This is a genomic window from Enterovibrio nigricans DSM 22720 (assembly GCF_900167155.1).
GTDB classification, from domain to species: Bacteria; Pseudomonadota; Gammaproteobacteria; order Enterobacterales; family Vibrionaceae; genus Enterovibrio; species Enterovibrio nigricans.
Genome location: NZ_FUXU01000010.1, coordinates 33650 through 56046, shown reverse-complemented (window position 1 = coordinate 56046; position 22397 = coordinate 33650). Strand labels below are relative to the sequence as shown.

At 49.0% G+C, this 22397-nt stretch carries 23 protein-coding genes; 14 read left to right on the top strand and 9 right to left on the bottom strand.

Going from position 1 to position 22397, the window contains the following annotated elements; genetic code table 11:
• Window position 1 precedes the first annotated feature (1 nt).
• The 12 genes from hisA to arsJ all read left to right on the top strand — a co-directional run bounded on the left by hisA (window position 2) and on the right by arsJ (window position 10986).
• Window positions 2-739 carry a 1-(5-phosphoribosyl)-5-[(5-phosphoribosylamino)methylideneamino]imidazole-4-carboxamide isomerase gene (gene hisA / locus B5D35_RS06025; RefSeq protein ID WP_078751692.1) on the top strand — a complete coding sequence of 246 codons (738 nt, stop codon included), beginning with the start codon at window positions 2-4 and terminating at the stop codon, window positions 737-739.
• Complete coding sequence (gene hisF, locus B5D35_RS06020; protein ID WP_078751691.1) at window positions 721-1494, top strand: imidazole glycerol phosphate synthase subunit HisF; 774 nt, start codon at window positions 721-723, stop codon at window positions 1492-1494. Before hisA ends, hisF begins: the two co-directional genes overlap by 19 nt.
• Window positions 1491-2123, top strand: coding sequence for a bifunctional phosphoribosyl-AMP cyclohydrolase/phosphoribosyl-ATP diphosphatase HisIE (gene hisIE / locus B5D35_RS06015; protein WP_078751690.1), 633 nt, complete (start codon window positions 1491-1493; stop codon window positions 2121-2123). The genes hisF and hisIE overlap by 4 nt, the downstream gene beginning before the upstream one ends.
• 236 nt (window positions 2124-2359) lie before the next feature.
• A complete protein-coding gene (gene pseC, locus B5D35_RS06010; protein ID WP_078751689.1) occupies window positions 2360-3508 on the top strand; it encodes a UDP-4-amino-4,6-dideoxy-N-acetyl-beta-L-altrosamine transaminase in 1149 nt (382 codons plus the stop codon).
• Window positions 3509-3517: 9 nt separating this feature from the next.
• Complete coding sequence (pseF, locus tag B5D35_RS06005; protein ID WP_078751688.1) at window positions 3518-4219, top strand: pseudaminic acid cytidylyltransferase; 702 nt, start codon at window positions 3518-3520, stop codon at window positions 4217-4219.
• Window positions 4216-5802 (top strand): UDP-2,4-diacetamido-2,4,6-trideoxy-beta-L-altropyranose hydrolase, encoded by a 1587-nt coding sequence (gene pseG / locus B5D35_RS06000; protein WP_078751687.1) that lies wholly within the window; start codon window positions 4216-4218, stop codon window positions 5800-5802. Before pseF ends, pseG begins: the two co-directional genes overlap by 4 nt.
• Window positions 5799-6854, top strand: a complete 1056-nt coding sequence (gene pseI, locus B5D35_RS05995; protein WP_078751686.1) for a pseudaminic acid synthase — start codon at window positions 5799-5801, stop codon at window positions 6852-6854. The genes pseG and pseI overlap by 4 nt, the downstream gene beginning before the upstream one ends.
• Before the next feature lie 99 nt (window positions 6855-6953).
• On the top strand, window positions 6954-7676 hold the full coding sequence (locus tag B5D35_RS05990) for an RluA family pseudouridine synthase (RefSeq protein ID WP_078751685.1): 723 nt from the start codon (window positions 6954-6956) through the stop codon (window positions 7674-7676).
• Between the two features lie 161 nt (window positions 7677-7837).
• Window positions 7838-8179 (top strand): metalloregulator ArsR/SmtB family transcription factor, encoded by a 342-nt coding sequence (locus B5D35_RS05985; RefSeq protein ID WP_078751684.1) that lies wholly within the window; start codon window positions 7838-7840, stop codon window positions 8177-8179.
• 11 nt (window positions 8180-8190) lie between these two features.
• Window positions 8191-9192 (top strand): ArsJ-associated glyceraldehyde-3-phosphate dehydrogenase, encoded by a 1002-nt coding sequence (locus tag B5D35_RS05980; RefSeq protein ID WP_078751683.1) that lies wholly within the window; start codon window positions 8191-8193, stop codon window positions 9190-9192.
• Between the two features lie 28 nt (window positions 9193-9220).
• The gene (locus B5D35_RS05975) at window positions 9221-9715 is read left to right on the top strand and encodes a cyclin-dependent kinase inhibitor 3 family protein (protein ID WP_078751682.1); all 495 of its coding nucleotides are present in this window, start codon (window positions 9221-9223) and stop codon (window positions 9713-9715) included.
• Window positions 9716-9759: 44 nt separating this feature from the next.
• Entirely contained in the window at window positions 9760-10986 is a 1227-nt protein-coding gene (arsJ, locus tag B5D35_RS05970) for an organoarsenical effux MFS transporter ArsJ (RefSeq protein WP_078751681.1), read from the top strand.
• A gap of 74 nt (window positions 10987-11060) precedes the next feature.
• Here the strand turns inward: arsJ and B5D35_RS05965 are convergent, their stop codons facing one another.
• The 9 genes from B5D35_RS05965 to B5D35_RS05925 all read right to left on the bottom strand — a co-directional run bounded on the left by B5D35_RS05965 (window position 11061) and on the right by B5D35_RS05925 (window position 20493).
• Window positions 11061-11831: a 5'-methylthioadenosine/adenosylhomocysteine nucleosidase gene (locus B5D35_RS05965; RefSeq protein ID WP_078751732.1), complete on the bottom strand. Its 771-nt coding sequence runs from the start codon at window positions 11829-11831 to the stop codon at window positions 11061-11063.
• Window positions 11832-12004: 173 nt separating this feature from the next.
• A complete protein-coding gene (locus B5D35_RS05960; RefSeq protein ID WP_078751680.1) occupies window positions 12005-13012 on the bottom strand; it encodes a formate dehydrogenase subunit gamma in 1008 nt (335 codons plus the stop codon).
• Window positions 13013-13057: 45 nt separating this feature from the next.
• Window positions 13058-13666, bottom strand: a complete 609-nt coding sequence (fdh3B, locus tag B5D35_RS05955; protein ID WP_078751679.1) for a formate dehydrogenase FDH3 subunit beta — start codon at window positions 13664-13666, stop codon at window positions 13058-13060.
• Between the two features lie 15 nt (window positions 13667-13681).
• Entirely contained in the window at window positions 13682-16537 is a 2856-nt protein-coding gene (locus B5D35_RS05950; RefSeq protein ID WP_078751678.1) for a formate dehydrogenase subunit alpha, read from the bottom strand.
• A gap of 26 nt (window positions 16538-16563) precedes the next feature.
• Window positions 16564-16773 carry a twin-arginine translocation signal domain-containing protein gene (locus B5D35_RS05945; RefSeq protein ID WP_078751677.1) on the bottom strand — a complete coding sequence of 70 codons (210 nt, stop codon included), beginning with the start codon at window positions 16771-16773 and terminating at the stop codon, window positions 16564-16566.
• 50 nt (window positions 16774-16823) lie between these two features.
• The gene (locus B5D35_RS05940) at window positions 16824-17438 is read right to left on the bottom strand and encodes a TorD/DmsD family molecular chaperone (protein WP_078751676.1); all 615 of its coding nucleotides are present in this window, start codon (window positions 17436-17438) and stop codon (window positions 16824-16826) included.
• A gap of 9 nt (window positions 17439-17447) precedes the next feature.
• A complete protein-coding gene (locus tag B5D35_RS05935; RefSeq protein ID WP_332870299.1) occupies window positions 17448-19214 on the bottom strand; it encodes a 4Fe-4S binding protein in 1767 nt (588 codons plus the stop codon).
• A gap of 225 nt (window positions 19215-19439) precedes the next feature.
• On the bottom strand, window positions 19440-20048 hold the full coding sequence (locus B5D35_RS05930; RefSeq protein ID WP_078751675.1) for a DUF3306 domain-containing protein: 609 nt from the start codon (window positions 20046-20048) through the stop codon (window positions 19440-19442).
• On the bottom strand, window positions 20038-20493 hold the full coding sequence (locus B5D35_RS05925) for a DUF3305 domain-containing protein (RefSeq protein ID WP_078751674.1): 456 nt from the start codon (window positions 20491-20493) through the stop codon (window positions 20038-20040). Before B5D35_RS05925 ends, B5D35_RS05930 begins: the two co-directional genes overlap by 11 nt.
• Before the next feature lie 173 nt (window positions 20494-20666).
• Between B5D35_RS05925 and B5D35_RS05920 the strand changes: the two genes are divergently transcribed.
• Complete coding sequence (locus B5D35_RS05920; RefSeq protein ID WP_078751673.1) at window positions 20667-21497, top strand: formate dehydrogenase accessory sulfurtransferase FdhD; 831 nt, start codon at window positions 20667-20669, stop codon at window positions 21495-21497.
• Window positions 21490-22392 (top strand): helix-turn-helix transcriptional regulator, encoded by a 903-nt coding sequence (locus tag B5D35_RS05915; RefSeq protein ID WP_078751672.1) that lies wholly within the window; start codon window positions 21490-21492, stop codon window positions 22390-22392. Before B5D35_RS05920 ends, B5D35_RS05915 begins: the two co-directional genes overlap by 8 nt.
• The last annotated feature ends 5 nt before the right edge of the window (window positions 22393-22397 follow it).

Below are 22397 nucleotides of genomic sequence, written 5' to 3'. Positions count from 1 at the left end.
GATGATAATTCCTGCATTAGATTTGATTGAAGGCCAAGTCGTCCGCCTTTATCAAGGCGATTACGGGCAGGTCACTGAGTATAAAGTCGACCCAAGCGAACAGTTCGCGATTTATCACAATGCCGGCGCAAACTGGCTGCACCTCGTTGACCTGACGGGCGCAAAAGATACGACCGCTCGTCAACTGCCACTGATTGAAAAACTGATTGCCAGCACCCCTGCCAATATTCAGATTGGCGGTGGCGTACGTAAAGAAAGTGATGTGGTTGAGCTTCTGCGTGCTGGCGCAAAGCGCGTCGTGATTGGTTCGACCGCCGTTAGACAGCCCGAAATCGTCAAAGGGTGGATGGAAAAGTACGGCCCTGAACACATTGTGCTGGCACTGGACATCAACATTGATGAAAACGGAAATCGCATGGTTGCCGTGTCCGGCTGGCAAGAAGACTCTGGCGTGACGATTGAGCAACTTTTGGAAGACTTCCTGAAAGTGGGTCTCAAGCACGTGTTATGCACGGATATTTCCCGCGATGGCACCTTGGCGGGTTCTAACGTCGAGCTCTACAAAGACCTTAGTGCGGCTTACCCGCAAGTACAATTCCAGTCTTCCGGTGGTATCGGATCACTCGCTGACATCGAAGCACTAAAGGACTCTGGTGTGGCAGGGGTCATCGTAGGCCGTGCCCTATTGGACGGTAAATTTACCGCAGAGGAGGCATTCGCATGTTGGCAAGAAGGATAATCCCTTGTTTGGACGTTCGTGATGGTCAGGTGGTAAAAGGCGTTCAGTTCCGCAACCACGAAATCATTGGTGATATCGTTCCCCTCGCCGCTCGCTATGCCGAGGAAGGCGCGGATGAATTGGTGTTTTACGATATCACCGCATCCAGTGATGGCCGAGTCGTCGATAAAAGCTGGGTAGCTCGCGTTGCAGAAGTCATCGACATTCCTTTCTGTGTGGCAGGCGGTATTAAGTCAGCCGAAGACGCAAAACGCATTCTGGAATTCGGTGCAGATAAAATTTCCATCAACTCCCCTGCACTGGCAAACCCAGAGCTGATCACTGAACTAGCAGAGAAGTTCGGTGTGCAATGTATCGTTGTCGGCGTGGACTCTTACTACGACAAAGAGACGGGCAAATATCAGGTATACCAATTCACGGGCGATGAACATCGCACCAAGGCAACCCAATGGGAAACCCGTGATTGGGTCCAGGAAGTGCAAAAACGTGGCGCGGGCGAAATCGTGTTGAACATGATGAACCAAGATGGTGTTCGCAACGGTTACGATCTTGAGCAACTGAATATGGTACGTGAAGTCTGTCATGTACCACTTGTTGCTTCAGGTGGTGCAGGTGAAATGGTTCACTTTGCTGACGCCTTCGAAAAAGCAAATGTTGACGGTGCGCTGGCAGCATCTGTTTTCCACAAACAGGTCATTAATATCGGCGACCTGAAACAATACTTAAAACAGCAAAACGTGGAGATCCGCTTATGAGTCAGACACAAGGAAATGCTGCACTGGCGGAACAAATCGATTGGGAAAAAACCCAAGGCTTGATTCCTGCCATCGTGCAGAATGCCAAAAGTGGTGCGGTACTGATGTTGGGTTACATGAACCAAGACGCTTTGGCTAAAACGCTAGATACCCAACAAGTCACCTTCTGGTCCCGCTCAAAGGAGCGTCTTTGGACCAAGGGCGAGTCCTCAGGCAACATACTGCAGCTTAAGCATATCTCCGTCGACTGCGATAAAGATACCTTACTGGTTCAGGCTGACCCCATCGGCCCAACGTGCCACCTGGGTACGGAAACCTGCTGGGGAGAAGACGACGCAAACAAACCCTCTTTGGTGTTTCTTCATCAACTGGAGCAAGTGTTGGCTTCCCGTCGAGGATCCGATCCTTCAACGTCTTATACGGCGTCCTTGTATGCTAAGGGCACCAAGCGTATTTCGCAAAAAGTGGGCGAAGAAGGCGTCGAGGTCGCGCTTGCAGCGACGTCGGGCGATAAGGAGGAGTTAATTAACGAATCCGCCGATCTGATGTATCACCTGATGGTGTTGCTGCAAGATCAAGGCTTCTCGCTGGAAGACGTAGCAAACAAGCTAAAAGAGCGTCATAAGTAATCAAATTACACAAAACTTCACCGAAGCAACCCAATGGGTTGCTTTTTTTTGGACAACCAATCACGGAGTGCGTATTTTTCTGCGATCTATGATCTACCTCTGAGATACAATCTCGTCAAAAGTTAACCGCTATCGCAAAAACCTCGCCTTACGTTATGTTCTGCCGTCGCAGAATATCGGCATCAATTTTGCTGGTACGTTTAAAGTACTACTTACTGCTTTCATACTGAGATTCAATGGTTAGTTATAGTCGACAATCAATCAGCGATGCTGATGTTCAAGCTGTAGTGGAAGCTTTACAGTCTGAACTCATTACACAGGGTCCAAAAGTACAATCGTTCGAGAAAATGGTCGCCTCGAAAGTCGGTGCTGAATATGCAGTAGCAAGTAACAGTGCCACTTCAAGCCTACACTTAGCTTGCTTAGCATTAGGCCTGAAAGAAGGTCAGCATCTTTGGACTTCACCCGTTACATTTGTAGCATCTTCAAATTGCGCCCTTTATTGCGGTGCCAGAGTAGATTTTGTAGATGTTGACCCGATTACATATAACATTTGTCCTATCCAGCTAGAAAAAAAACTCGCAAGAGCAAAAATTGATAACAAACTACCGAGCATTGTTGTCGTTGTGCATATGTGTGGGCAAAGTGCTGATATGGAAGCAATTAACGCACTCTCAAGAATTTACAACTTCAGGGTAATTGAAGACGCATCGCATGCTATTGGCGGAAAATATGCGGATCGATATATAGGAGATTGCCGGTACAGCGATATCACTATTTTTAGCTTCCATCCGGTAAAAATAATAACAACAGCAGAAGGCGGCATGGCGACAACAAATAGTGCCAACCTCGCAAAATCAATGGAAAGCTTGCGCAGCCACGGGGTCACCCGGGAACTTGATTCGCTTAACGACAAAGACCAAGGAGCTTGGTATTACGAGCAGCACGACCTTGGCTACAACTATCGAATGACGGACATTCAAGCCGCGCTTGGCATTTCGCAACTATCACGCCTTGACGACTTCATCGCTCGCAGAAATTATTTAGCCAAACGTTACCACGAAAAATTGTCTGAACTGCCGATAAAAACACCAGTAGTCGCAGACAACTCCTTATCAGCATGGCATTTGTATGTCATTCAACTGGACAACCCTGATTGCCGCCGACAAGTATTCGATGCTATGCGCGCTGCTGGCGTCGGTGTCCATGTGCACTATATTCCGGTTCATACTCAGCCTTATTACCGCAAACTCGGTTTTGACTGGGGGCAGTTTCTTGCCGCAGAAAACTATTATCACGCTGCACTTACGTTGCCTTTATTTGTAGATATGACAGAAGAAGAACAAGACTTCATCGTAGAATCATTGGCTAAAGTACTTGTATAGAAGGGTTACATGAGAGTCTGTATTATTCCCGCGAGAGGTGGCAGTAAAAGGATTCCAGGTAAAAACCTGAAATCATTTATCGGTCGCCCAATTATTGCGTATGCTATTGACGTTGCAAAGAAATGTGCACTTTTCGATCGAATCATTGTTTCTACGGATGACAATGAGATTGCAGCTATTGCGAATGAATTAGGGGCTGAGGTTCCTTTCATTCGCCCTGCAAGTATTTCTGATGATCACGCCACAACACTCGATGTGATTAAACATGCAATCGAGTGGCTACAAGCCGATAAATGCCAAACGATTGAAGCGGTATGTTGCCTCTATGCAACAGTGCCATTTACAAGAGCGATGGACCTGGTCGAAGGGCTTGCACTCCTGGAAAGTCACGATACCCAATACACCTTCGCAGCAACGCGTTTCTCGTTTCCCATTCAGCGCAGTATTCGGCTAAACAGTGACGAAAACGTGGAGATGTTTTGGCCTGAACATTTCTCTACTCGCTCGCAGGATTTAGAGCCTGCTTACCACGATGCAGGTATGTTCTATTGGGGTCGACCTGACACCTTCTTAGCGGGTTTACCGATTTTTGCACCGCACTCGAAAGTGGTTCAAATTCCGCACTACCGTGTTCAAGACATCGACGAGCCAGATGACTGGATCCGCGCAGAAATGCTCTATCAAATACTCTCTCAGCGAGGAGAGCTATGAAGGTAGCCATCCGTGTAGACGCGTCCCGTTTTATTGGAACGGGGCATGTTATGCGCTGCCTCGTCCTTGCACAAAAATTGAAAGAGCATTGTCATGATGTTGTGATGCTAAGCCGCGAGTTAGAGGGCAATTTCATTGCCTATTCGCAGCAACAAGGCATTGATGTCATTGTATTGAACACGATTCAGCAAGCAGCACCTTCTGCGCCCGATGACTACCAACACTGGCTCGGTGTTTCTCTCCAAGAAGATGCGCGTGAGTGCTTGGCGAATCTAAAAGATTTTCACCCAAATTGGATTGTCGTCGATCACTACGCGATTGAAGAAAACTGGCACGGTGCGATGAAAGTAAGCGGGGCAAGCATCCTCGCTATTGATGACCTCGCCAATCGACCGCTTAACTGCGAAATTGTGCTCGACCATAACCCTTGGCCAGATTTCGAAAATCGTTATAACGCCGTTATACCAACACACTGCACACCACTTCTAGGACCGAAATACGGGCTTTTACGACCTACGTTTGCCACATTACGCGCTAACCCTGTGCAGCCGCTCAATAATCAAGTGATTGCCTTTTTTAGTGGCACCGATCCAAGTGGCGAATGTCTGAAGCTTCTCAACGCGAGCCAGAAGTTTTCTGAATTGCCCTTTGAACTCACCATTGTCTTTGGGATGGCGAATCCTCGCAAAGCCGAATTGTTAAGCGAACCCTTACCACCTTTTGTCACGTTGACGGAAGTGCTTCCAGACTTTGAAGCCGACTTGGCCGCGTGCCGTTATGCATTTGGTGGGGCTGGTGTCAGTGCCATTGAACGAGCAAGCCTTGGCGTTCCTGGCACGTTAGTCTCTGTTGCAGAAAACCAGCGTCTGATGGCAGAACATTTGGCGAGTAGTGGTATTTACCGCTATTTGGGCAATAGCGATTTGACGACCGCAGACACGTATTTCAGCGAACTAACTTGGCTTTCAGACAATTGGGAATCTCTTCCACATCGGCTGCCCCCATCAGACATTGATGGCAAGGGTGCGGAGCGTGTCGTTGCTGAAATGGAAAGTGAGAAAATCACCTTTCGACCTATGGCAGTCCAAGACCTATCGATGGTCAGAAACTGGCGCAATGCACCGGAAATTCGCGAAAAAATGTTCTCCCAGCATGTAATCCAACCAGAAGAACATGCGCGTTGGTTTGCATCAATCCAAGGCGATGAAAGCAAGCAGTTCTTTATTGCGTTATCTCAAGGAAAGCCAGTTGGCATGATGTCGTTCACTGATATCAAAGACGGCGTCGCGGAATGGGGGTTTTATAAATCACCACAAGCTCCCGCAGGCACTGGCAAGCAGTTACTTCGTGAATCTCTGGTGCTTGGCTTTGAATGCCTCGGTCTTAACCAGATTGACAGTCGCGTACTCGCCAAAAACCCGAAAGTACTTCACCTTCATGAGATGCTTGGCTTTCAGAAATACGTACAGCAGAAAATGATGCTACAGGCCGATGGTTCGGAAACGCCGTACTTTGCCTTTAATCTCACTAAAGCAGGTTGGCAGAAAAACAAGCGCGCCAAAACTATGAGTGAAAAATCATGACTCCATTTATCACTATCGACGGGCGTAGAATTGGGCCCGATCATAAGCCCTATATCATTGCAGAAATGTCAGCGAACCATAACGGTTCCATTGAGCGTGCATTTCAGACCATTGAAATGGCAAAACGCGCAGGTGCCGATGCGATTAAAATGCAGTCTTACACTGCCGACACCATCACGCTCAACTGCGACGCTGAAGAATTTCAAATCAAAGGCGGATTATGGGATGGACGTACACTGTATGACCTGTACCAAGAAGCGCACACGCCGTTTGAATGGCACAAGCCGTTGTTTGATAAAACAAGGGATGTCAGCATCACCCTGTTCAGCACGCCTTTTGATTTTACAGCAGTAGATTTACTCGAAGATCTTAATGCGCCAGCATATAAAATTGCCTCGTTTGAAGCCGTCGATTTGCCGCTGATTCGCTACGTTGCCCAAACGGGTAAACCAATGATCATTTCTACGGGCATGGCGAACGACGAGGAAATTGCAGAAGCAGTTGCAACAGCAAGAGATAACGGCTGCAAGGAATTGGTGCTGCTTCATTGCATCAGTGCCTACCCTGCTCCCGCCTCGCAAAGTCACCTGCGCACTATCCCCGATTTGTCCGCGCGCTTTGATGTAATTGGCGGGCTTTCAGACCACACCTTGGGCACAACAGTGTCGGTAACCGCCGTTGCCTTGGGTGCTTGTGTCATCGAAAAACACGTCACATTGAGCCGTAATGATCCGGGTCCTGATTCGACCTTTTCATTAGAGCCCGATGAGCTCACAACACTTTGCCGAGACACAGAAACAGCTTGGCAGGCACTCGGCAATGCTGGATATCAACTGAAAGAAGCGGAAAAAGCCAACGCCCAATTCCGTCGCTCCCTTTATGTCAGCAAGGACATCAAAAAAGGCGAGTTCTTTACCGCAGATAACGTGCGCAGCGTCAGGCCCGGCTTTGGTCTCGCACCAAAGCACTATGACAATATTATCGGCCAAACTGCGAGCACAGACATCAAAACCGGTACTGCGCTACATTGGGATTTAATCATCAAAGACTGAATGGCTTTTTAGTCCTTCCCTTCATCAGCCAATCCCATTAATCTGCCATGAATCGGAGGTGCGAATAGCACCTCACCCGCTATTTTCTGGAAACCTGCAATGTCTCGTTCTGAACCACAAAAAACCGCCATCGTGGATAACTTTGTTGCCGATGCCTGCAACGAATTCGTGGAAATTTTGTATCAAGATGACGATATCTTACTCATCAATAAGCCCAGCGGATTGTTTAGCCTCTCTGGCAAAAATCCAGAAAATTGGGATTCTGTGCATTACCGTTTGGTTCATGGCCAAGAGGGACACACGCCTGCATTTCCTAATGCTATCTTGCCGCACCGCCTAGATATGGGTACCTCTGGCATCATGGTTGTAGGGCTAAACGCCATGGCGGGGCAGCATCTGAATAAACAATTTCAAACTCGCACCATTCAAAAACGTTACATGGCGATGCTGGAAGGCTGGGTGCAAAATGATGAGGGTGAAATCAGCGCACCGATAGCAAAAGACAACGCACTTTTCCCTTGCGTGAAAATCTGTCAGGAGACGGGAAAAGCGGCAACAAGCGGATACAAGGTACTGCAGCGATTCGATAACCCTCCTCGAACCTTGGTCCAATTTACGCCCATTACAGGACGCACCCACCAACTGCGGATCCACAGCAAAACTTTTGGCCATCCTATCCTCGGTTGTGACTTGTACAAAAGTGAGCACAGCGAGCAACTGGCGACGCGATTACAGTTACATGCCAGTGAACTGTTTTTTACGCACCCAACCAGCGGCCAGCAAATTCACGCGACATGCCCTTGCCGGTTTGCACACGACTAATCTATTGAAGACAGCCTCGGTGTCATTGAAAAATACAGTGGCACCGAGTCGCCCCAGTTAGCTTTCCCTCCAATATTAATCTTTCATGACAACCCTGTGTGATGGTTGACTGAGTATCTACAATCTTTAATATATGCATATCCATATATAGAGATATGCAAATGTTACCGCATCAGTTCTTCAAACTACTCGCAGATGAAACCCGAGTGAGATGTTTATTACTCATCGCTCGTGAAGAGAAAGCCTGTGTGGGCGAGTTAACGGAGGCACTCAACGAGAGCCAACCTAAGATCTCCCGCCACTTGGCTCAGCTACGTTCGAGCGGTGTCATTATCGATACCCGACAGGGGCAATGGGTGTTTTACCGCCTTTCAGACCAACTGCCGGGTTGGATGAGAAAACAAATTCAAGGGCTGATCGATTCGAACTGCCTAAAACAGGAATACCAGCAAGATACCCAGCGTTTGTCAGAGATGAAATCTCGCCAAGCATGCTGCAAATAGAGGGAAGCAAGATGTCTATCAAAGTAGGAATTAATGGTTTTGGTCGTATTGGCCGTTTAGCACTGCGAGCGGCTTTTGATTGGCCAGAGTTGGAGTTTGTGCAGATCAATGATGTCGCCGGAGATGCTGCCACACTCGCACATCTGTTGGAATTCGACTCAATCCAAGGTCGCTGGCATCACGAAGTATCCACGGATGGCGACACCATGCTCATCAACGGGAAAACCATCCTAACCACGCAGAAAAAAGCCATTGCAGATATTGATTGGTCTGGTTGTGACGTGGTGATTGAAGCGACGGGTGTTCACCGTAAATCAGAGTTTCTAAACCAATACCTTGAGCAAGGTGTAAAGCGCGTGGTTGTTTCAGCCCCCGTGCAAGAAGAAGGCATTGCAAACATTGTAGTGGGTATCAATGACCACATATTCGACCCGGAAACTCACCGTATCGTGACAGCAGCATCGTGCACCACAAACTGTATTGCGCCTGTCGTGAAAGTGATCCACGAGAAGCTTGGCATCGAACAATCCGCGTTTACCACGATCCACGATCTGACCAACACGCAAACCATTCTGGATGCACCACACAAAGATCTGCGCCGTGCTCGCGCTTGTGGCATGAGCTTGATCCCAACCACCACAGGTTCAGCGAAAGCGATCATAGAGATCTTCCCTGAATTGGAAGGCAAGATTAACGGCCATGCAGTTCGTGTACCTCTGGCAAACGCATCGCTGACTGACATCATTTTTGATGTGAAACGTGACACGACGGCAGAAGAAGTGAACGCCCTTCTGAAGGAAGCTTCAGAGGGTGAACTGAAAGGCATTCTGGGCTTTGAAGAACGTCCGCTGGTTTCCATCGATTATAAAGGCGACCAACGCTCAACCATCGTAGATGCCCTTTCCACCATGGTTGTTGGCAAACGCATGGTGAAAATCTACGCCTGGTACGACAACGAAATGGGTTACGCGACACGCACAGCAGAACTGGTTCGTAACGTCGGTTTAGCATAATTGGTTGGCAGAAATAGGTAGAAAAAAAATGACACATCCAACGTGGGAATTGCCGTTAGAAAACGCGGCAGGCTTGGTGCTAACGCCGTGCCCAGGAACCAAAGACGTGACACTTAGCGACAGCATCGCTCAGCTGAAAGAGCAAGGCGTAACGGTTGTCGTTACTGCGCTAAATCAAGAAGAAATGGACACCAAAGGCGTTGGCTCCCTGCCTGAAGAAGTCAAAAAGGCCGGGCTAGCATGGTTTCACGCGCCTATCGAAGATGACTGCGCCCCAGAAGACGCATTTCAAACTGGTTGGAAGGGAATTTCACCTTCAGTTCATCAGGCTTTAGATAACGGAGAGAAAGTCGCGCTGCATTGCATGGGCGGTTCAGGCCGTACCGGTCTTCTTGCCGCTCATATTCTATTGGAAAAAGGCTGGGCGTTGCCTGACATCGTCACGCAAGTGCAAGCTCTGAGACCAGGTGCCTTCACCAAAGAAGTCCAAGTTCAGTACATCAATCAGTTTGCTAACAAGTAGCACCCAAAGGCACTGCTTATGCAGTGCCTTTTAAGAGAGTCTTCATGCTGTCTCAACTTAACTCTCATGTTCGCCAGTACATGCTGGTGACATTTAACTACTGGAATTTCACCGTCACTGATGGTGCACTGCGCATGTTAGTGGTGCTCTATTTCTACGATCTCGGTTACTCCAGCCTCGAAATCGCTTCCCTGTTCCTTTTCTATGAATTTTTTGGCGTCGTAACTAATTTGATTGGAGGCTGGTTAGGCGCAAGGCTAGGCTTAAACCGCACCATGAATATCGGCTTAGGCATGCAGATTTTCGCCCTTTCCATGCTTGCGGTTCCCGCTTCTTGGCTCAGCATTCCTTCGGTTATGGCGGCACAAGCTCTGTCTGGTATCGCCAAAGATCTCAACAAGATGAGCGCAAAAAGTGCCATCAAAACACTGGTGCCAGAAAATGCACAAGGTGCATTGTACAAGTGGATCGCGATTTTAACGGGTTCGAAGAATGCACTGAAAGGCGCAGGCTTTTTCCTCGGCGGTGCTCTACTGGCCTCGATTGGCTTTCAATATGCTGTCGCGGCTATGGCAAGCGTGTTGCTGTTAGTGTTTATCGGCAGTTTGCTTTTCTTGAAATCAGACATGGGTAAAGCGAAAACCAAGCCTAAGTTTTCCGAAATCTTTTCAAAATCTCGTAGCGTGAATATTCTGTCTGCTGCACGTATGTTCCTGTTTGGCGCGCGAGATGTATGGTTTGTCATTGCTCTTCCGATTTACCTCGGTTCTACCTTTGGTTGGGACCATAGTGCCGTTGGCGCGTTCTTGGCGACTTGGGTAATTGGCTACGGCGTGATTCAGGGTATTGCCCCCAATATTACGGGAAAAGCGTCAGGTCGCACACCAGAAGGCAAAGCCGCTATCTACTGGGCCCTGATTCTTTCTATCGTCACAGGCCTGATCGCATTTAGCGTGCAGCAAGAGTGGCACCCAGAAATGGTCATTATTGTCGGCCTCATGCTATTCGGCGCGGTGTTTGCTGTGAATTCTTCCCTGCATTCGTATCTGATTGTCAGCTACGCAAAGGGAGATGGCGTTTCATTGGATGTTGGCTTCTACTACATGGCCAATGCGATGGGTCGATTGATCGGCACCATCTTGTCTGGTTGGGTATTTCAAATGTGGGGCTTTGTGGCGTGTCTGTGGGTGTCGTTTGCCTTTCTTGCTATCACCACAGTGATTTCATTCTGGCTGCCAACGAGCAAACCCGAGCAAGTGATTCACCCGTAAGCAGTTCAGGGAAGGCCATTGCCTTCCCTGCTTCGTTACAAGCCCGGCGAATAGCACACAAAGCTAATCAACGGTTACGACTTCATGCGGCTCAGCATATTCAGCGTGATCGCAACTGAATTGTCTGCCGTCACTTGCTTCGCTTCTGAATAGACCATGTGAGCAGAGCCGTCTGCTTTATCAGAAATCGTGCGAATCACCACCAGCGGGATATTCAGCATGTCCGTCACTTGAGCGACCGCTGCGCCTTCCATTTCTACCGCCAGTGCATCGAACTCTTCTTGCAGCATTTTTACCACGGTTTTGTCAGCGATGAACTGGTCGCCCGTAGCAATGATACCGGCATGCACACGCGATTTACCGATCTCATCATTCGCGGCTTCCAACGCTAACGCCTGAAGCTTCTTATCTGCGTAGAAGTATCTGTCATCGTAGCCACTAAGTTGACCTTTCGGCGCACCGAACGTCGTTAGATCTACGTCATGCTGAACCAGTGCTGTCGAAATAACAACGTCGGCAACGTTGAGCTTTGGAGATGCAGCACCGGCAATACCGGTAAAGATGATGCTTTCTACTTTGAAATGGTTAACCAGCACATAGGTGGTAATCGCCGCGTTGACCTTACCCACGCCAGAGCGCGCAACAACTACGGGCTGACCATCAATAGTGCCGGTGTAATAAGTGTTTGAAGAGATGGTATGGACTTGCTTGTTGTCGATTTCAGGTAACAGTTTTTCAATTTCTGCATCCATCGCGCCTAGCAAGGCAATGGGTTGTTCTGCAGCTTGTAGAGTGAAAGAAAACGTCGATAGTACTAAGGAAAAAGCTAAAAGTAGTTTACGCATAACTGCCGCGCTAAAAGGTTGAGAGACGCGCATCATACCCTCAAATCTATAAAAGAAAAAACGAATGCAAACGTTTGCGCAAACGATAACCAGTGCACTGGAGAGAGCGAGCAATTAGTTGAATGAAAAAGAGCTCGCAATGTGCGAGCTCTTGAGAGAGATTATTTTTTGCATCAGGTACTTCGCTGTTCATCGCCTGATGCTTGTGATTTTTGCTCTGTCGATTCTGACGCGTTTTCCACTTCATCGAACCACAATTTATGATGTTGCTTCGCCCAAGTTTCGTCGACATAGCCTGTCGCCATGCCTTCCAGTGCACCTTCAGTACCTGCAGTACCGATATAGATATGCCCTAACGCGGCAGCAAACAAGAGTAAGGAAGCAACGGCGTGAATGACGTTTGCAATCTGCATCTCTTGACGTGTTTGGCCAAAGATGGGGAAATCAAGGAATAGGCCACTAATACACACCACAACGCCAACCGTCGCTAACAACCAGAACCAAATTTTCTCGCCACCATTACAAAATCCAGCATCGGGGTGTTTCCCATTAGGAAGTAGCCCACCACCTTGCTTGAACCACTCTATGTCTGTTTTGTTTAAGAAGTTGTTCTTCATCCACTTTATCAGCATGCAAAGCAGGCCAAGCACAAACAGAGGGCCAAGGTAGTTATGGGCAACTTTAGACCCGTTAATAATGGCTCCCCACACATCTAATGGCACTATGGGTAAGATGAAGTGCTTGCCATAGAGCAACACCACGCCGGAAAAGCCAAGAATGAGAAAGTTAATAGCAGTGAACCAGTGCATCGCTCTTTCAAATGGCGTCCAACGCAACACCTTTTTCCCCGTTCGCTCATTGGCTAATTGAATACGACCCGCCCAAAGATAAAACAGCAATAAGGTGCCCGCTGACCCACCAAGGAAAAGTAGCCCAAGCGGCGTTACCCATTCATTCCTCACTTCGCGCCAACGCTGGCCCACGACGTTGATAAGCTGAGTGTGTTCCAATGTCACGGAGGTACTTTTGCCGTCTTCACCTTCTCTAAGTTTGTGCCAGAATTCTGCCCCAGTCAGCTGGATCATTTCGCCTTCGGCATTAAATTTATCCTGCTTTTCAAGGTCTGCATATGCACCAAAGGTTGTTATCACCAAAAGCATGGCGATCAATGTACGTAACATATTTCCTCCTCAAAATGGCGAGCACCTGCCCGCCATTTTCCATGCTTATGAGTTACCTGAAGCGTCGTATGCAAGCTCATCACCATCCGTCCAACCCGCACCTTTCGCGCCACGCTCGACCACCCGTTGACGGAAAATGTCCGAAATTTTCGACGCATCACCCGCTAGAAGTGCTTTGGTTGAGCAAAACTCTGCGCACAATGGCAACTTACCTTCCGCAATACGATTCGCGCCGTAGAGTTCTTTCTCTTCCGCAGAACCGTCGGGGGCTGGCCCACCTGCACAGAAGGTGCATTTGTCCATTTTCCCACGCTCACCAAACGCTGCTGTACTTGGGAATTGCGGGGCACCAAACGGACAAGCAAACAAACAATAGCCACAACCGATACAGGTTTCTTTGTTGTGCAGCACGATGCCTTCATCAGTGCGATAAAAACAGTCCGCTGGGCAAACCGCCATGCATGGCGCATCTGCACAATGCATACAGGCTACGGAAATCGAGTTTTCACCCGGCTCACCATCATTCAGCGTCACAACACGACGACGTTGAATACCCCACGTCACCACTTCTGAGTTTGCGTTCGAACATGCGGTCACACACCCGTTGCACTCGATGCAGCGTTTGGTATCGCAGAGAAATTTCATATCAGCCATAATGTGTTCCCTCCGTTATGCTGCTGAGATTTTGCAAAGGGTAACCTTGGTTTCCTGCATCACTGTCACAGGGTCATAACCATAGGTCGTTGCCGTATTCGCCGCTTCACCCACAACATAAGGCTGAGAGCCTTCTGGGTATTTTGACAGCAAACTCTCGCCTTCGAACACGCCACCAAAGTGGAACGGCATAAATGCCAGCCCTTCTTTTACGCGAGGAGTGATCATCGCTTTCACTTTCACGCGGCCTTTTTCCGCACCTTCAACCCAAACATCCTGTCCGTCTTTAATGCCGATGTTGTTTGCATCCACAATGTTGATTTCAACAAACATCTCGCGTTGTAACGTCGCAAGCCAAGGGTTAGAACGGGTTTCTTCACCACCACCTTCATACTCAACGATTCGTCCAGACGTAAGAATGATTGGGTACTCGGAGGCAACATCAATGTCCTGAATCGATTTGTAGAGCGTGGGCAAACGGTAGATATCCGCTTTGTCATCCCAAGTTGGGTATTCCGCAATAAGATCGCGACGCGGCGTAAACAGCGGCTCTCTGTGAAGTGGCACGCGGTCTGGGAAAGTCCAGACAATCGCACGCGCTTTCGCATTTCCGTACGGCATACAACCGTGTTTGATCGCGACACGCTGAATGCCACCTGACAGGTCTGTTTTCCAGTTCTTGCCTTCTGCGGCAGCTTTCTCTTCTGCGGTCAAATCATCCCACCAGCCGAGTTGCTTGAGCATCTTGTCGGTAAATTCTGGGTAGCCATCTTCCAGCTCGCACCCTTTGGAATAGCTGTCCACAGCCAACAGGTTTTTACCTTCATATTCCACCCCGAAGCGGGCACGGAAGTTACCGCCGCCTCGTGCGACTTCTTTCGACGTGTCATAAAGAATATGAGAGCCAGGGTGCCCCAGTTCTGGCGTTCCCCAGCACGGCCAAGGCAGGCCGTAGGTTTCACCGTTCAATGGGCCACCTTCTGCTTCCAACGACGTAAAGTTAAAGGTATGCCAGTTCTGTTGATGAAGCTTCAGCCGCTCTGGGCTTTGTCCTGTCATGCCTATCGTCCACATTCCCCGATTAAACTCGCGGGTAATGTCTTCGATGACTGGCTCTGTCCCATTGATTTGGATGTTCTTGAATAGCTGATCGGAGAAACCAAGCTTCTTAGAAAGCAGATACATGATTTCATGATCAGGTTTTGAATCGAACAATGGCTCAATGACTTTGTCTCGCCACTGAATTGAACGGTTAGAGGCTGTAACCGAACCAAACGTTTCAAACTGGGTGGTCGCAGGCAGAAGATAGACGCCGTTTTTACGTTGGTTCATAACGGCGGCAACGGTGGGATAAGGGTCCACAATGACCATCATCTCCAACTCGTTCATTGCTTTACGCATATCCTGACCGCGGGTTTGCGAGTTCACCGCATGGCCCCAGTAGAACATGGCACTGATGTTGTTCTTCTGCGCGATCTTATCTTTGTCTTCTAATACACCGTCTATCCAACGCGAGACAGGGATCCCTGCACTGTGCATCGGATAAGTACCTTCGTATTCGCTTGGGTCATAGCGACCTTTTACCCAGTCAAAATCCACTTCCCATACTTTTGACCAGTGCTTCCAAGCACCTTCAGACAGTCCGTAATAACCAGGAAGAGTATGAGACAAAACACCGAGGTCCGTTGCACCTTGAACATTATCGTGCCCACGGAAGATATTGGCACCGCCTCCCGCTCTGCCGAGATTCCCTAGCGCAAGTTCGAGTATGCAGTAAGCTCGGGTATTGTTGTTCCCCGTGGTATGTTGGGTACCGCCCATACACCAGACCACACAACCCGGGCGGTTCTGCGCCAGCATTTTCGCGGCAGTTTCCATTTGTTCGGGGGTTGCACCAGAAACACGCTCCACCACTTCCGGTGGCCACTTGGCGACTTCTTCACGAATTTCATCCATGCCGAACACACGCTGATGGATGAATTCTTTATCTTCCCAGTTGTTTTTGAAAATGTGCCAGAGCAAACCCCAAACAACCGCGATATCCGTACCCGGACGAAGGTAGAAATGATGATCGGCTTTTGCCGCCGTGCGAGAACGACGTGGATCGGCTACCACAATTTTGCAGTCATTCTTCTCTTTGGCGATCAGAATGTGTTGCATGGCAACGGGGTGTGCTTCCGCCGGATTCGAACCAATGAATAGCACCGATTTGCAGTTATGCATGTCATTGAACGAGTTCGTCATTGCACCATAGCCCCACGTATTTGCTACGCCTGCAACCGTGGTGGAGTGACAAATACGCGCTTGGTGATCGACATTGTTGGTTCCCCAAAGGGACGCCATTTTTCTGAAGAGGTAGGCCTGTTCATTATTGAACTTCGCAGAACCTAGAAAGTAGATCGAGTCTGGCCCAAGCTTCTCACGAATTTCCAGAACCTTATCACCGACCTCGGTAATGGCCTGATCCCAGCTGATCTTTTGCCATTTTCCGTCCACCAGCTTCATGGGGTATTTCAATCGACGCGCACCATGACCGTGCTCACGCAACGCAGCCCCTTTTGCACAGTGACCACCCGCATTAAATGGGTGATCAAATGCAGGCTCTTGATCTGTCCAGACACCATCTTGAACACCAGCATACACACCGCAACCCACGGAGCAGTGGGTACAGATGGTACGCTTCATTTCTTTTGGTTTGCTGGAGTCAACATCCTTTGCACTGGCTTTTTTCATCATACCGGGAGCAAACATGCCTGCCGCTGCCACCCCACCTGCTGCTGCGAGGGTGGAATTGCGCATAAAGGCACGGCGAGAGACACCCAGCTGTTTTTCATCCTTACTGACTGAATCTGAACGTTTGGTTAGTTTCATTTTCAAACTCCATCCATCACAGTGGGTTACAGAGAGTCGTAATAGTCACGAATATGTTGCGTTTCGCGATAGCCTGACGCTGGTTTGTCTTCCGGCTTCACCTCAACCACATCAGCCTGTGCCGATGTGCTCGCTACCGTTGAAACCGCACTTGCCGCTGCTGCAACACCCAGTCCCTTGAGAAACTGACGCCGAGATTCACTCTGCTTTTCTGTTTCTTTCTTGCTATCCGACATAACTTGCTCCTTATGCTTCCCAGCACCATGTTGTTAGCTAACCGCGAGGTTTACCAAGGGCGCTGTGTAAAACGGGTCTTTTCTATAATGAGGAATTGCTTGGCCAACTCAGCCACTGCGGTGTAAAACACCGACGACGGGGCTTGCTTGACATCATCACAAAACGTCTCGAACCAAGGCGCGAGGTGGCGATTAAAAAACGCCGCCTGCTCACTAGATTCCGTGTCTTCCAGTAGCATTGCCATCACCTCCAGCAATGCCGCAATGTGGTCTTCTGGCTCTTTCGTCTCTTGCTGACGCTCAAAGCCCAATCGACGTAAATCCTGCCGCAAAATGGCAAGCGGCAACTCCATTAGAGAGCCCGTGAGATACCAAGACCCAAACGGGACAATCTCCCCCCTGCCTACACCAATAAATACAAGCTGATATTCATCTGCACTCTGTAGAGCATTGGTTTTTGCCGCGGAAAGCTTGAGCACTGACCACGCTGCAGCCATGCCCAGTACGTGCTCATCGCCATCAATCTCGACGGTCGATAACCACTCCAACGTTTGAGCGTCTGGGGGTTGTCTGAACAAGTGAGCCAGTAAGCTATAAATGCTTTGGCGGATTTGGTTCTCTTCGTTGCTGATATCGTCGATTTGAATCGTCTCTTGCATCGCCATTTCCGCCTCCTATAGCTTGAGTTGCTTTTCAGGGTGCTCCGCCAAATCGGATACAATGTCGCGAACTCGGCAGTCCTCACACATTGATAACCGTTTAATGGCGTCGTCCTGGAAATGGCTGTGACTACGCAGCTTTTCGATCAACATGTTGACCATCGAAGCGGGCGCGTAAGGTTTACCGCAGCGAATACATTCCGCAGCGGCTTCTTGATGAATAACGTTCCGAGCTTGGCGAGATTCCGTATCCCAATTGAATCCAGGTGAAAGGGTAATGACCGATTCGGGGCAGCTTTTTTCACACAGCCCACATTGCACGCAGTCCTGCTCTCTAAACGCAATACCCGGTGTATCACCGAGGGCATTAAGTGCATCTGTCGGACAAACCGCCACACACCCCATGCACAACGTGCAGTCTTGGGTATCGATTTCAATGCGCCCAAACGGTGCCCCCAAAGGAACCTCACTACGCGTCGTTAAATCGTGCCCCTCTGATAAGGCATCTAATGCAGCCGCTAATCTGTCACGTTTGCTTCCGGAAATGGGGGCTGAGCCGGACGTTGCAGGCTGCGATAGAAAAGAAAATGAAGTGAGATGATTCGGGTTAAACAGCGCGACACATTGTGTTGGCATACCGAGGTTAGTCAAAAAACCCGAGGCAATGGCAAGTTCGCCGTCCAACACGTTTCGAGTTTTCGGATGAAGTGTGTCGGTTTCCAGCAAGAGTACCTGAGAGGCACCAGACGCTATCGCGCTAAACCAAGTATCTATGCCAACTGATGCCAGCTCTTCCAATCTCACGGGCAACAGATTTGAAGGTAAATTAGCTAAGTGCTGATTGACGAAGGCTTCATCTGCTTCTGCATAAAATAGAATGATCGGAAACGCGCCCCCAGCCTTCGAGTAGTGACCCAATAGTTGGTGAACGAATTGCTGCGTGTGTTCCGCTTCGGGCAACGCATAACTGATGGCTTCTGTCGGGCATGCCGTTGAGCACGACCCAAGTCCCTGACATAGATACGGGTTAATCGTGATTTTGTTTTTTACCGACTCAAGCGCATTCGCCGAACAGGCATCTATGCAACGCGTACATCCTTCTATTCCACGAGAAAAGTGCGCGCATTTATCCGTATCAAGCCGGAAGTACTTCGGTTTATCAAACGTACCGACTGTGTCTGAAACCGCCTCAATGGCGTCAGCCTCTTCTACCACGCCTCGTCCAACCGCGTAGTAACCCAAAGGTGGAAGCTCCGCGTTATGTAGCCCGCTTTTTGTCAAATCAACGATCAAATCAAAATGCGAGGTTCCCACTGCTATTTTCGCCAAATTCTGCTCGGTCATATTGTGGGTCACCGACACATCAAACGCGCCCAAGAAACCAGAAATCCGAACCGCCGACGCATGATATGGCTGCATATCGTGAGGCAGGCTGTATGACGAATCATCCATATACAGGAATACGCTGTGGTTACATGACTCAGAGAGCATAGATGCAGCAAAACGCGACACCGCATCACCCTCGCCCACCACCAAGGTGATACCACGTGACTCAAAACTCACAGTAGGAGGGATCAGATTTCCTCTACGCACAGAGCGCTGCATCGCTTCTAAGCGCGCAGCGTTATCTATGTTGGATTGATCCTCTACAACCTTTGCGATTGATTGTTCTGCTGTCGACATTGTCTCTTTGGTTATGTTTTTTTGAGTTAAGGTTTCTTTTGTTGCTGGTTGTGATGCTTTACCTACAAAAGTGCTGACTGCCTTGTTATTTACGTCCATATTTCTCCACCCTTGCGCTGGGGTAATTTGCGCTGGCTTTTTCTTTGGCGTTAACGGCTTCGCGTTTAATCCGTTAGCGAAACCTGTCCGTTAGCGAACTATTCCGCTTGTTAATCAACCAAGATGCTCTTCAAACACTGCGGGAGAAAAAACTTTCAAATAACGCAGAGTAGTAAGAGCAAGTACCGAACCAGCATTGAAAAGAAAAAAATGACCTAAACGGAGTCAGGATCCGTCTGAATTCTTTTCCTGTTGTTCGGGTGAGACAATTTGTCCCACCTCATCAGACAAAATGTCCCTTTTTTCCTCATGGGTACTTTTTGTCCCATCTTCAACAAGCTCATTCTCTTCCTGCGTCATTGGCTTTACTGGTTGCTCTGCATTGGGTGATGTTTCTTGTTCTTGCTGCAGCTTATCGAGCGCCTCCTCCTTGACACTTTCCAGCTTGTCTTTAGTCCAATGCCGCAACGCCTGAGCGGCTTCCGCCGTCAGATTTTTCGCTTTCGAGTAGTCGAGATCGTAATCATTCATCCCATCGAGCACATGGTAGGCCTCGCCCTGAAACAACTTTCTCAGCGCCGCTTTTTTCACTTCAGCAGAGATTCCCTTGGCGAGAAACGCGACTGCAGAATCACCGTCTTTAAGCTTGCCGACATCTTCCATCGTCAGTTCAGGCTCATCTTCGGTCGCCTCAACATCTTCCTCCGATGTATCCAACGCTATCTCTGTATCAATAACGTCTTCGGACACCTCGGCTATCGATGTGTCTTCCTCTTCCGGTTCTTGTTCACGCTTGCGTTTCGACCAACGACTTAGAAATGGTTTATCTTCCACTCGCCCTCCCCGCGCCTTTTTTGCGCTTCTTCTTAGGCTCTTCAATCAGTTCACCGTGCCGCCCGATAAAGGCTTCCATCCACGCTTGAACCGCAAGAGGTATGGTCACAGCTAATACGAGGTAATCCCCATCCAAATGCGTCGCAGCGATTGTTTGAGATGCGGACACCCTAAGCGGCACCACAGATTCGTCCTCGTTCACTTCAAAGATAAAAAACAAGTGAGGGTCACTGGAACTGAGATTGAAACGGTAGTCAGTCCGCTCATCGCGATAGAGCGTCAATAACAAGGAAGGCAGCCCTTCCTCAACTTCGCTTTCTTGTGTAGGGAGGTTTAGACGCCCCACGGTTCGGCGGGTTGTCATCCACCGTCCGACTTCGACGTCTTCATTAACCAACTCGTATTGGATCAGCCATTGGTTGGGGCTTTTTATCACTTCTGTCACGTATCGCTCCTTGCATTTTTTCGGCCTTCAAATGCCATCTGATGCAGTGTCAGATACAGACCAAAAAGCAAAACGCATACCAGCGACAAAAATATCAGTAAGGCTGGAACAGGAATTGCTACTTCTGTTCCTTCACCCTGGATAAGACTCCCGATGCAAAGGAAGCCGGAGATATGACCCACCCCAAAGTGATAAAAACACAACACGACGTCCCGCAAACCACGGATGTCACGGTTTACGACGAGTACGGGGATCCGCTAACAAAACAGATCGCGTGTGAACGAGCACTGACCGTTTATTTAAACTGGAGAGAGATCGTCACACTCATGACGCTCGGTGCGCGGCCCGATATGTTGGTGCTTGGATATTTGAAAAATCAGGGGCTAATTAATGATGCAGATGCGCTGGACTCGGTGATTATCGATTGGGAAACGCAGTCCGCCGCCGTGGTGACGCGAGAAGAAAATGCAAGCATTGAAGAAACACTTTCGCAAAAAACAGTAACCTCTGGGTGTGGTCAAGGCACCATGTTTGGTAACGTCATGAAACGCCTTGAAACGCTTAAACTTCAAACGCCAACCATCAAACAATCTACCCTTTATGGGCTTTTAGAAGCCCTGACTCACCACAACGACACCTATAAAGCCGCTGGGGCTGTTCATGGTTGCGCCGTGTGTAAAGGGACAGAAATCCTCTCGTTCGTTGAAGATATCGGCAGGCACAATGCCGTTGATACGTTAACCGGTGAAATGTGGTTAGAAGGGGAATCCGGTGACGACAAGGTTTTCTACACGACAGGGAGACTCACCTCAGAGATGGTTATCAAGGTCGCGCAAATGGGGATCCCTGTTTTGCTGTCACGCTCTGGTGTCACCCAAATGGGCTATGACCTCGCGAATCAGCTTGGGATTACCATGATTGCCCGCGCCAAGGGCCATCGTTTTCAGGTTTTTAACGGTGCTGAGAACATTGTGTTCGATGTGAAAGGCGGAAAACATGAGTGATTTCCCCGAATTTATGAATGCGCGACAAGTCGCTGAATATCTCGACCTTAATGAAAAGAAAGTTTATAGCCTGGCCAATGATGGCGTATTACCCGCCACAAAAGTAACGGGGAAATGGCTGTTTCCCAAAAGCCTTCTCGACAGGTGGTTGCTTGAATCCAGCCACAACGGTGTTTTCAACGACAGACTTTTGATTGCGGGTTCCGATGACCCCTTGCTTCAGCACATCGTAGGAAAAATGGCCGCAACCTTGGGCAGCACAGCACTAGTAGGTTACACCGCAACTGGCACGAAACAAGGGCTTTCAATGCTAGAGAAAGGCCATGTCGACATGTGTGCGATACATTGGGGAACCGCAGAAGAAGCCAGATTACGCCATCCCGCATTGTTACAGCAATACACGGGACACAAGAACTGGGTGCTGTTGCATGCCTTTGAACGTCAGCAAGGTCTTATTGTTCGTCCTGAGTTGGTTGAATACCTTAACGATCCACACCATTTCATCAACAGTGATTGGCGTTGGGTAGGAAGGCAAGAAGGTGCTGGGAGTGCCCGGGCACTTGAAGAATGGCTATTTCGAAACGGAAAAACCGACGACATGCTCAATGTGGTCGACACCTGTTTAAGTGAGCGAGAGTTGGGCTCAGCCATTGCACGGGGCGCGGCAGATATCGGGTTTGGAAGTAAAAGTGCGGCGGGTGAGTTTGGCCTTGCTTTTCATGCTGTTGCCGACGAAGCGTTTGAACTGGTGATCCCAAAAAACATTTTCTTCCGCGCACTGGTTCAGCAAGTTATCCATCACTTGGATGCGCCCGACACACGGAAAAAAAGCGAACAATTCGGCGGTTACAATTTTCAGCACGCAGGAAAACAGGTTTGGTCGGCAAATCAATAAGCCAG

Excerpts from the sequence above, each read along its gene's own strand:
- hisA (WP_078751692.1), top strand. The coding sequence starts at position 2 with ATGATAATTCCTGCATTAGATTTGATTGAAGGCCAAGTCGTCCGCCTT.
- hisF (WP_078751691.1), top strand. The coding sequence starts at position 721 with ATGTTGGCAAGAAGGATAATCCCTTGTTTGGACGTTCGTGATGGTCAG.
- hisIE (WP_078751690.1), top strand. The coding sequence starts at position 1,491 with ATGAGTCAGACACAAGGAAATGCTGCACTGGCGGAACAAATCGATTGG.
- pseC (WP_078751689.1), top strand. The coding sequence starts at position 2,360 with ATGGTTAGTTATAGTCGACAATCAATCAGCGATGCTGATGTTCAAGCT.
- pseF (WP_078751688.1), top strand. The coding sequence starts at position 3,518 with ATGAGAGTCTGTATTATTCCCGCGAGAGGTGGCAGTAAAAGGATTCCA.
- pseG (WP_078751687.1), top strand. The coding sequence starts at position 4,216 with ATGAAGGTAGCCATCCGTGTAGACGCGTCCCGTTTTATTGGAACGGGG.
- pseI (WP_078751686.1), top strand. The coding sequence starts at position 5,799 with ATGACTCCATTTATCACTATCGACGGGCGTAGAATTGGGCCCGATCAT.
- B5D35_RS05990 (WP_078751685.1), top strand. The coding sequence starts at position 6,954 with ATGTCTCGTTCTGAACCACAAAAAACCGCCATCGTGGATAACTTTGTT.
- B5D35_RS05985 (WP_078751684.1), top strand. The coding sequence starts at position 7,838 with ATGTTACCGCATCAGTTCTTCAAACTACTCGCAGATGAAACCCGAGTG.
- B5D35_RS05980 (WP_078751683.1), top strand. The coding sequence starts at position 8,191 with ATGTCTATCAAAGTAGGAATTAATGGTTTTGGTCGTATTGGCCGTTTA.
- B5D35_RS05975 (WP_078751682.1), top strand. The coding sequence starts at position 9,221 with ATGACACATCCAACGTGGGAATTGCCGTTAGAAAACGCGGCAGGCTTG.
- arsJ (WP_078751681.1), top strand. The coding sequence starts at position 9,760 with ATGCTGTCTCAACTTAACTCTCATGTTCGCCAGTACATGCTGGTGACA.
- B5D35_RS05965 (WP_078751732.1), bottom strand. The coding sequence starts at position 11,831 with ATGCGTAAACTACTTTTAGCTTTTTCCTTAGTACTATCGACGTTTTCT.
- B5D35_RS05960 (WP_078751680.1), bottom strand. The coding sequence starts at position 13,012 with ATGTTACGTACATTGATCGCCATGCTTTTGGTGATAACAACCTTTGGT.
- fdh3B (WP_078751679.1), bottom strand. The coding sequence starts at position 13,666 with ATGGCTGATATGAAATTTCTCTGCGATACCAAACGCTGCATCGAGTGC.
- B5D35_RS05950 (WP_078751678.1), bottom strand. The coding sequence starts at position 16,537 with ATGAAACTAACCAAACGTTCAGATTCAGTCAGTAAGGATGAAAAACAG.
- B5D35_RS05945 (WP_078751677.1), bottom strand. The coding sequence starts at position 16,773 with ATGTCGGATAGCAAGAAAGAAACAGAAAAGCAGAGTGAATCTCGGCGT.
- B5D35_RS05940 (WP_078751676.1), bottom strand. The coding sequence starts at position 17,438 with ATGGCGATGCAAGAGACGATTCAAATCGACGATATCAGCAACGAAGAG.
- B5D35_RS05935 (WP_332870299.1), bottom strand. The coding sequence starts at position 19,214 with ATGGACGTAAATAACAAGGCAGTCAGCACTTTTGTAGGTAAAGCATCA.
- B5D35_RS05920 (WP_078751673.1), top strand. The coding sequence starts at position 20,667 with ATGACCCACCCCAAAGTGATAAAAACACAACACGACGTCCCGCAAACC.
- B5D35_RS05915 (WP_078751672.1), top strand. The coding sequence starts at position 21,490 with ATGAGTGATTTCCCCGAATTTATGAATGCGCGACAAGTCGCTGAATAT.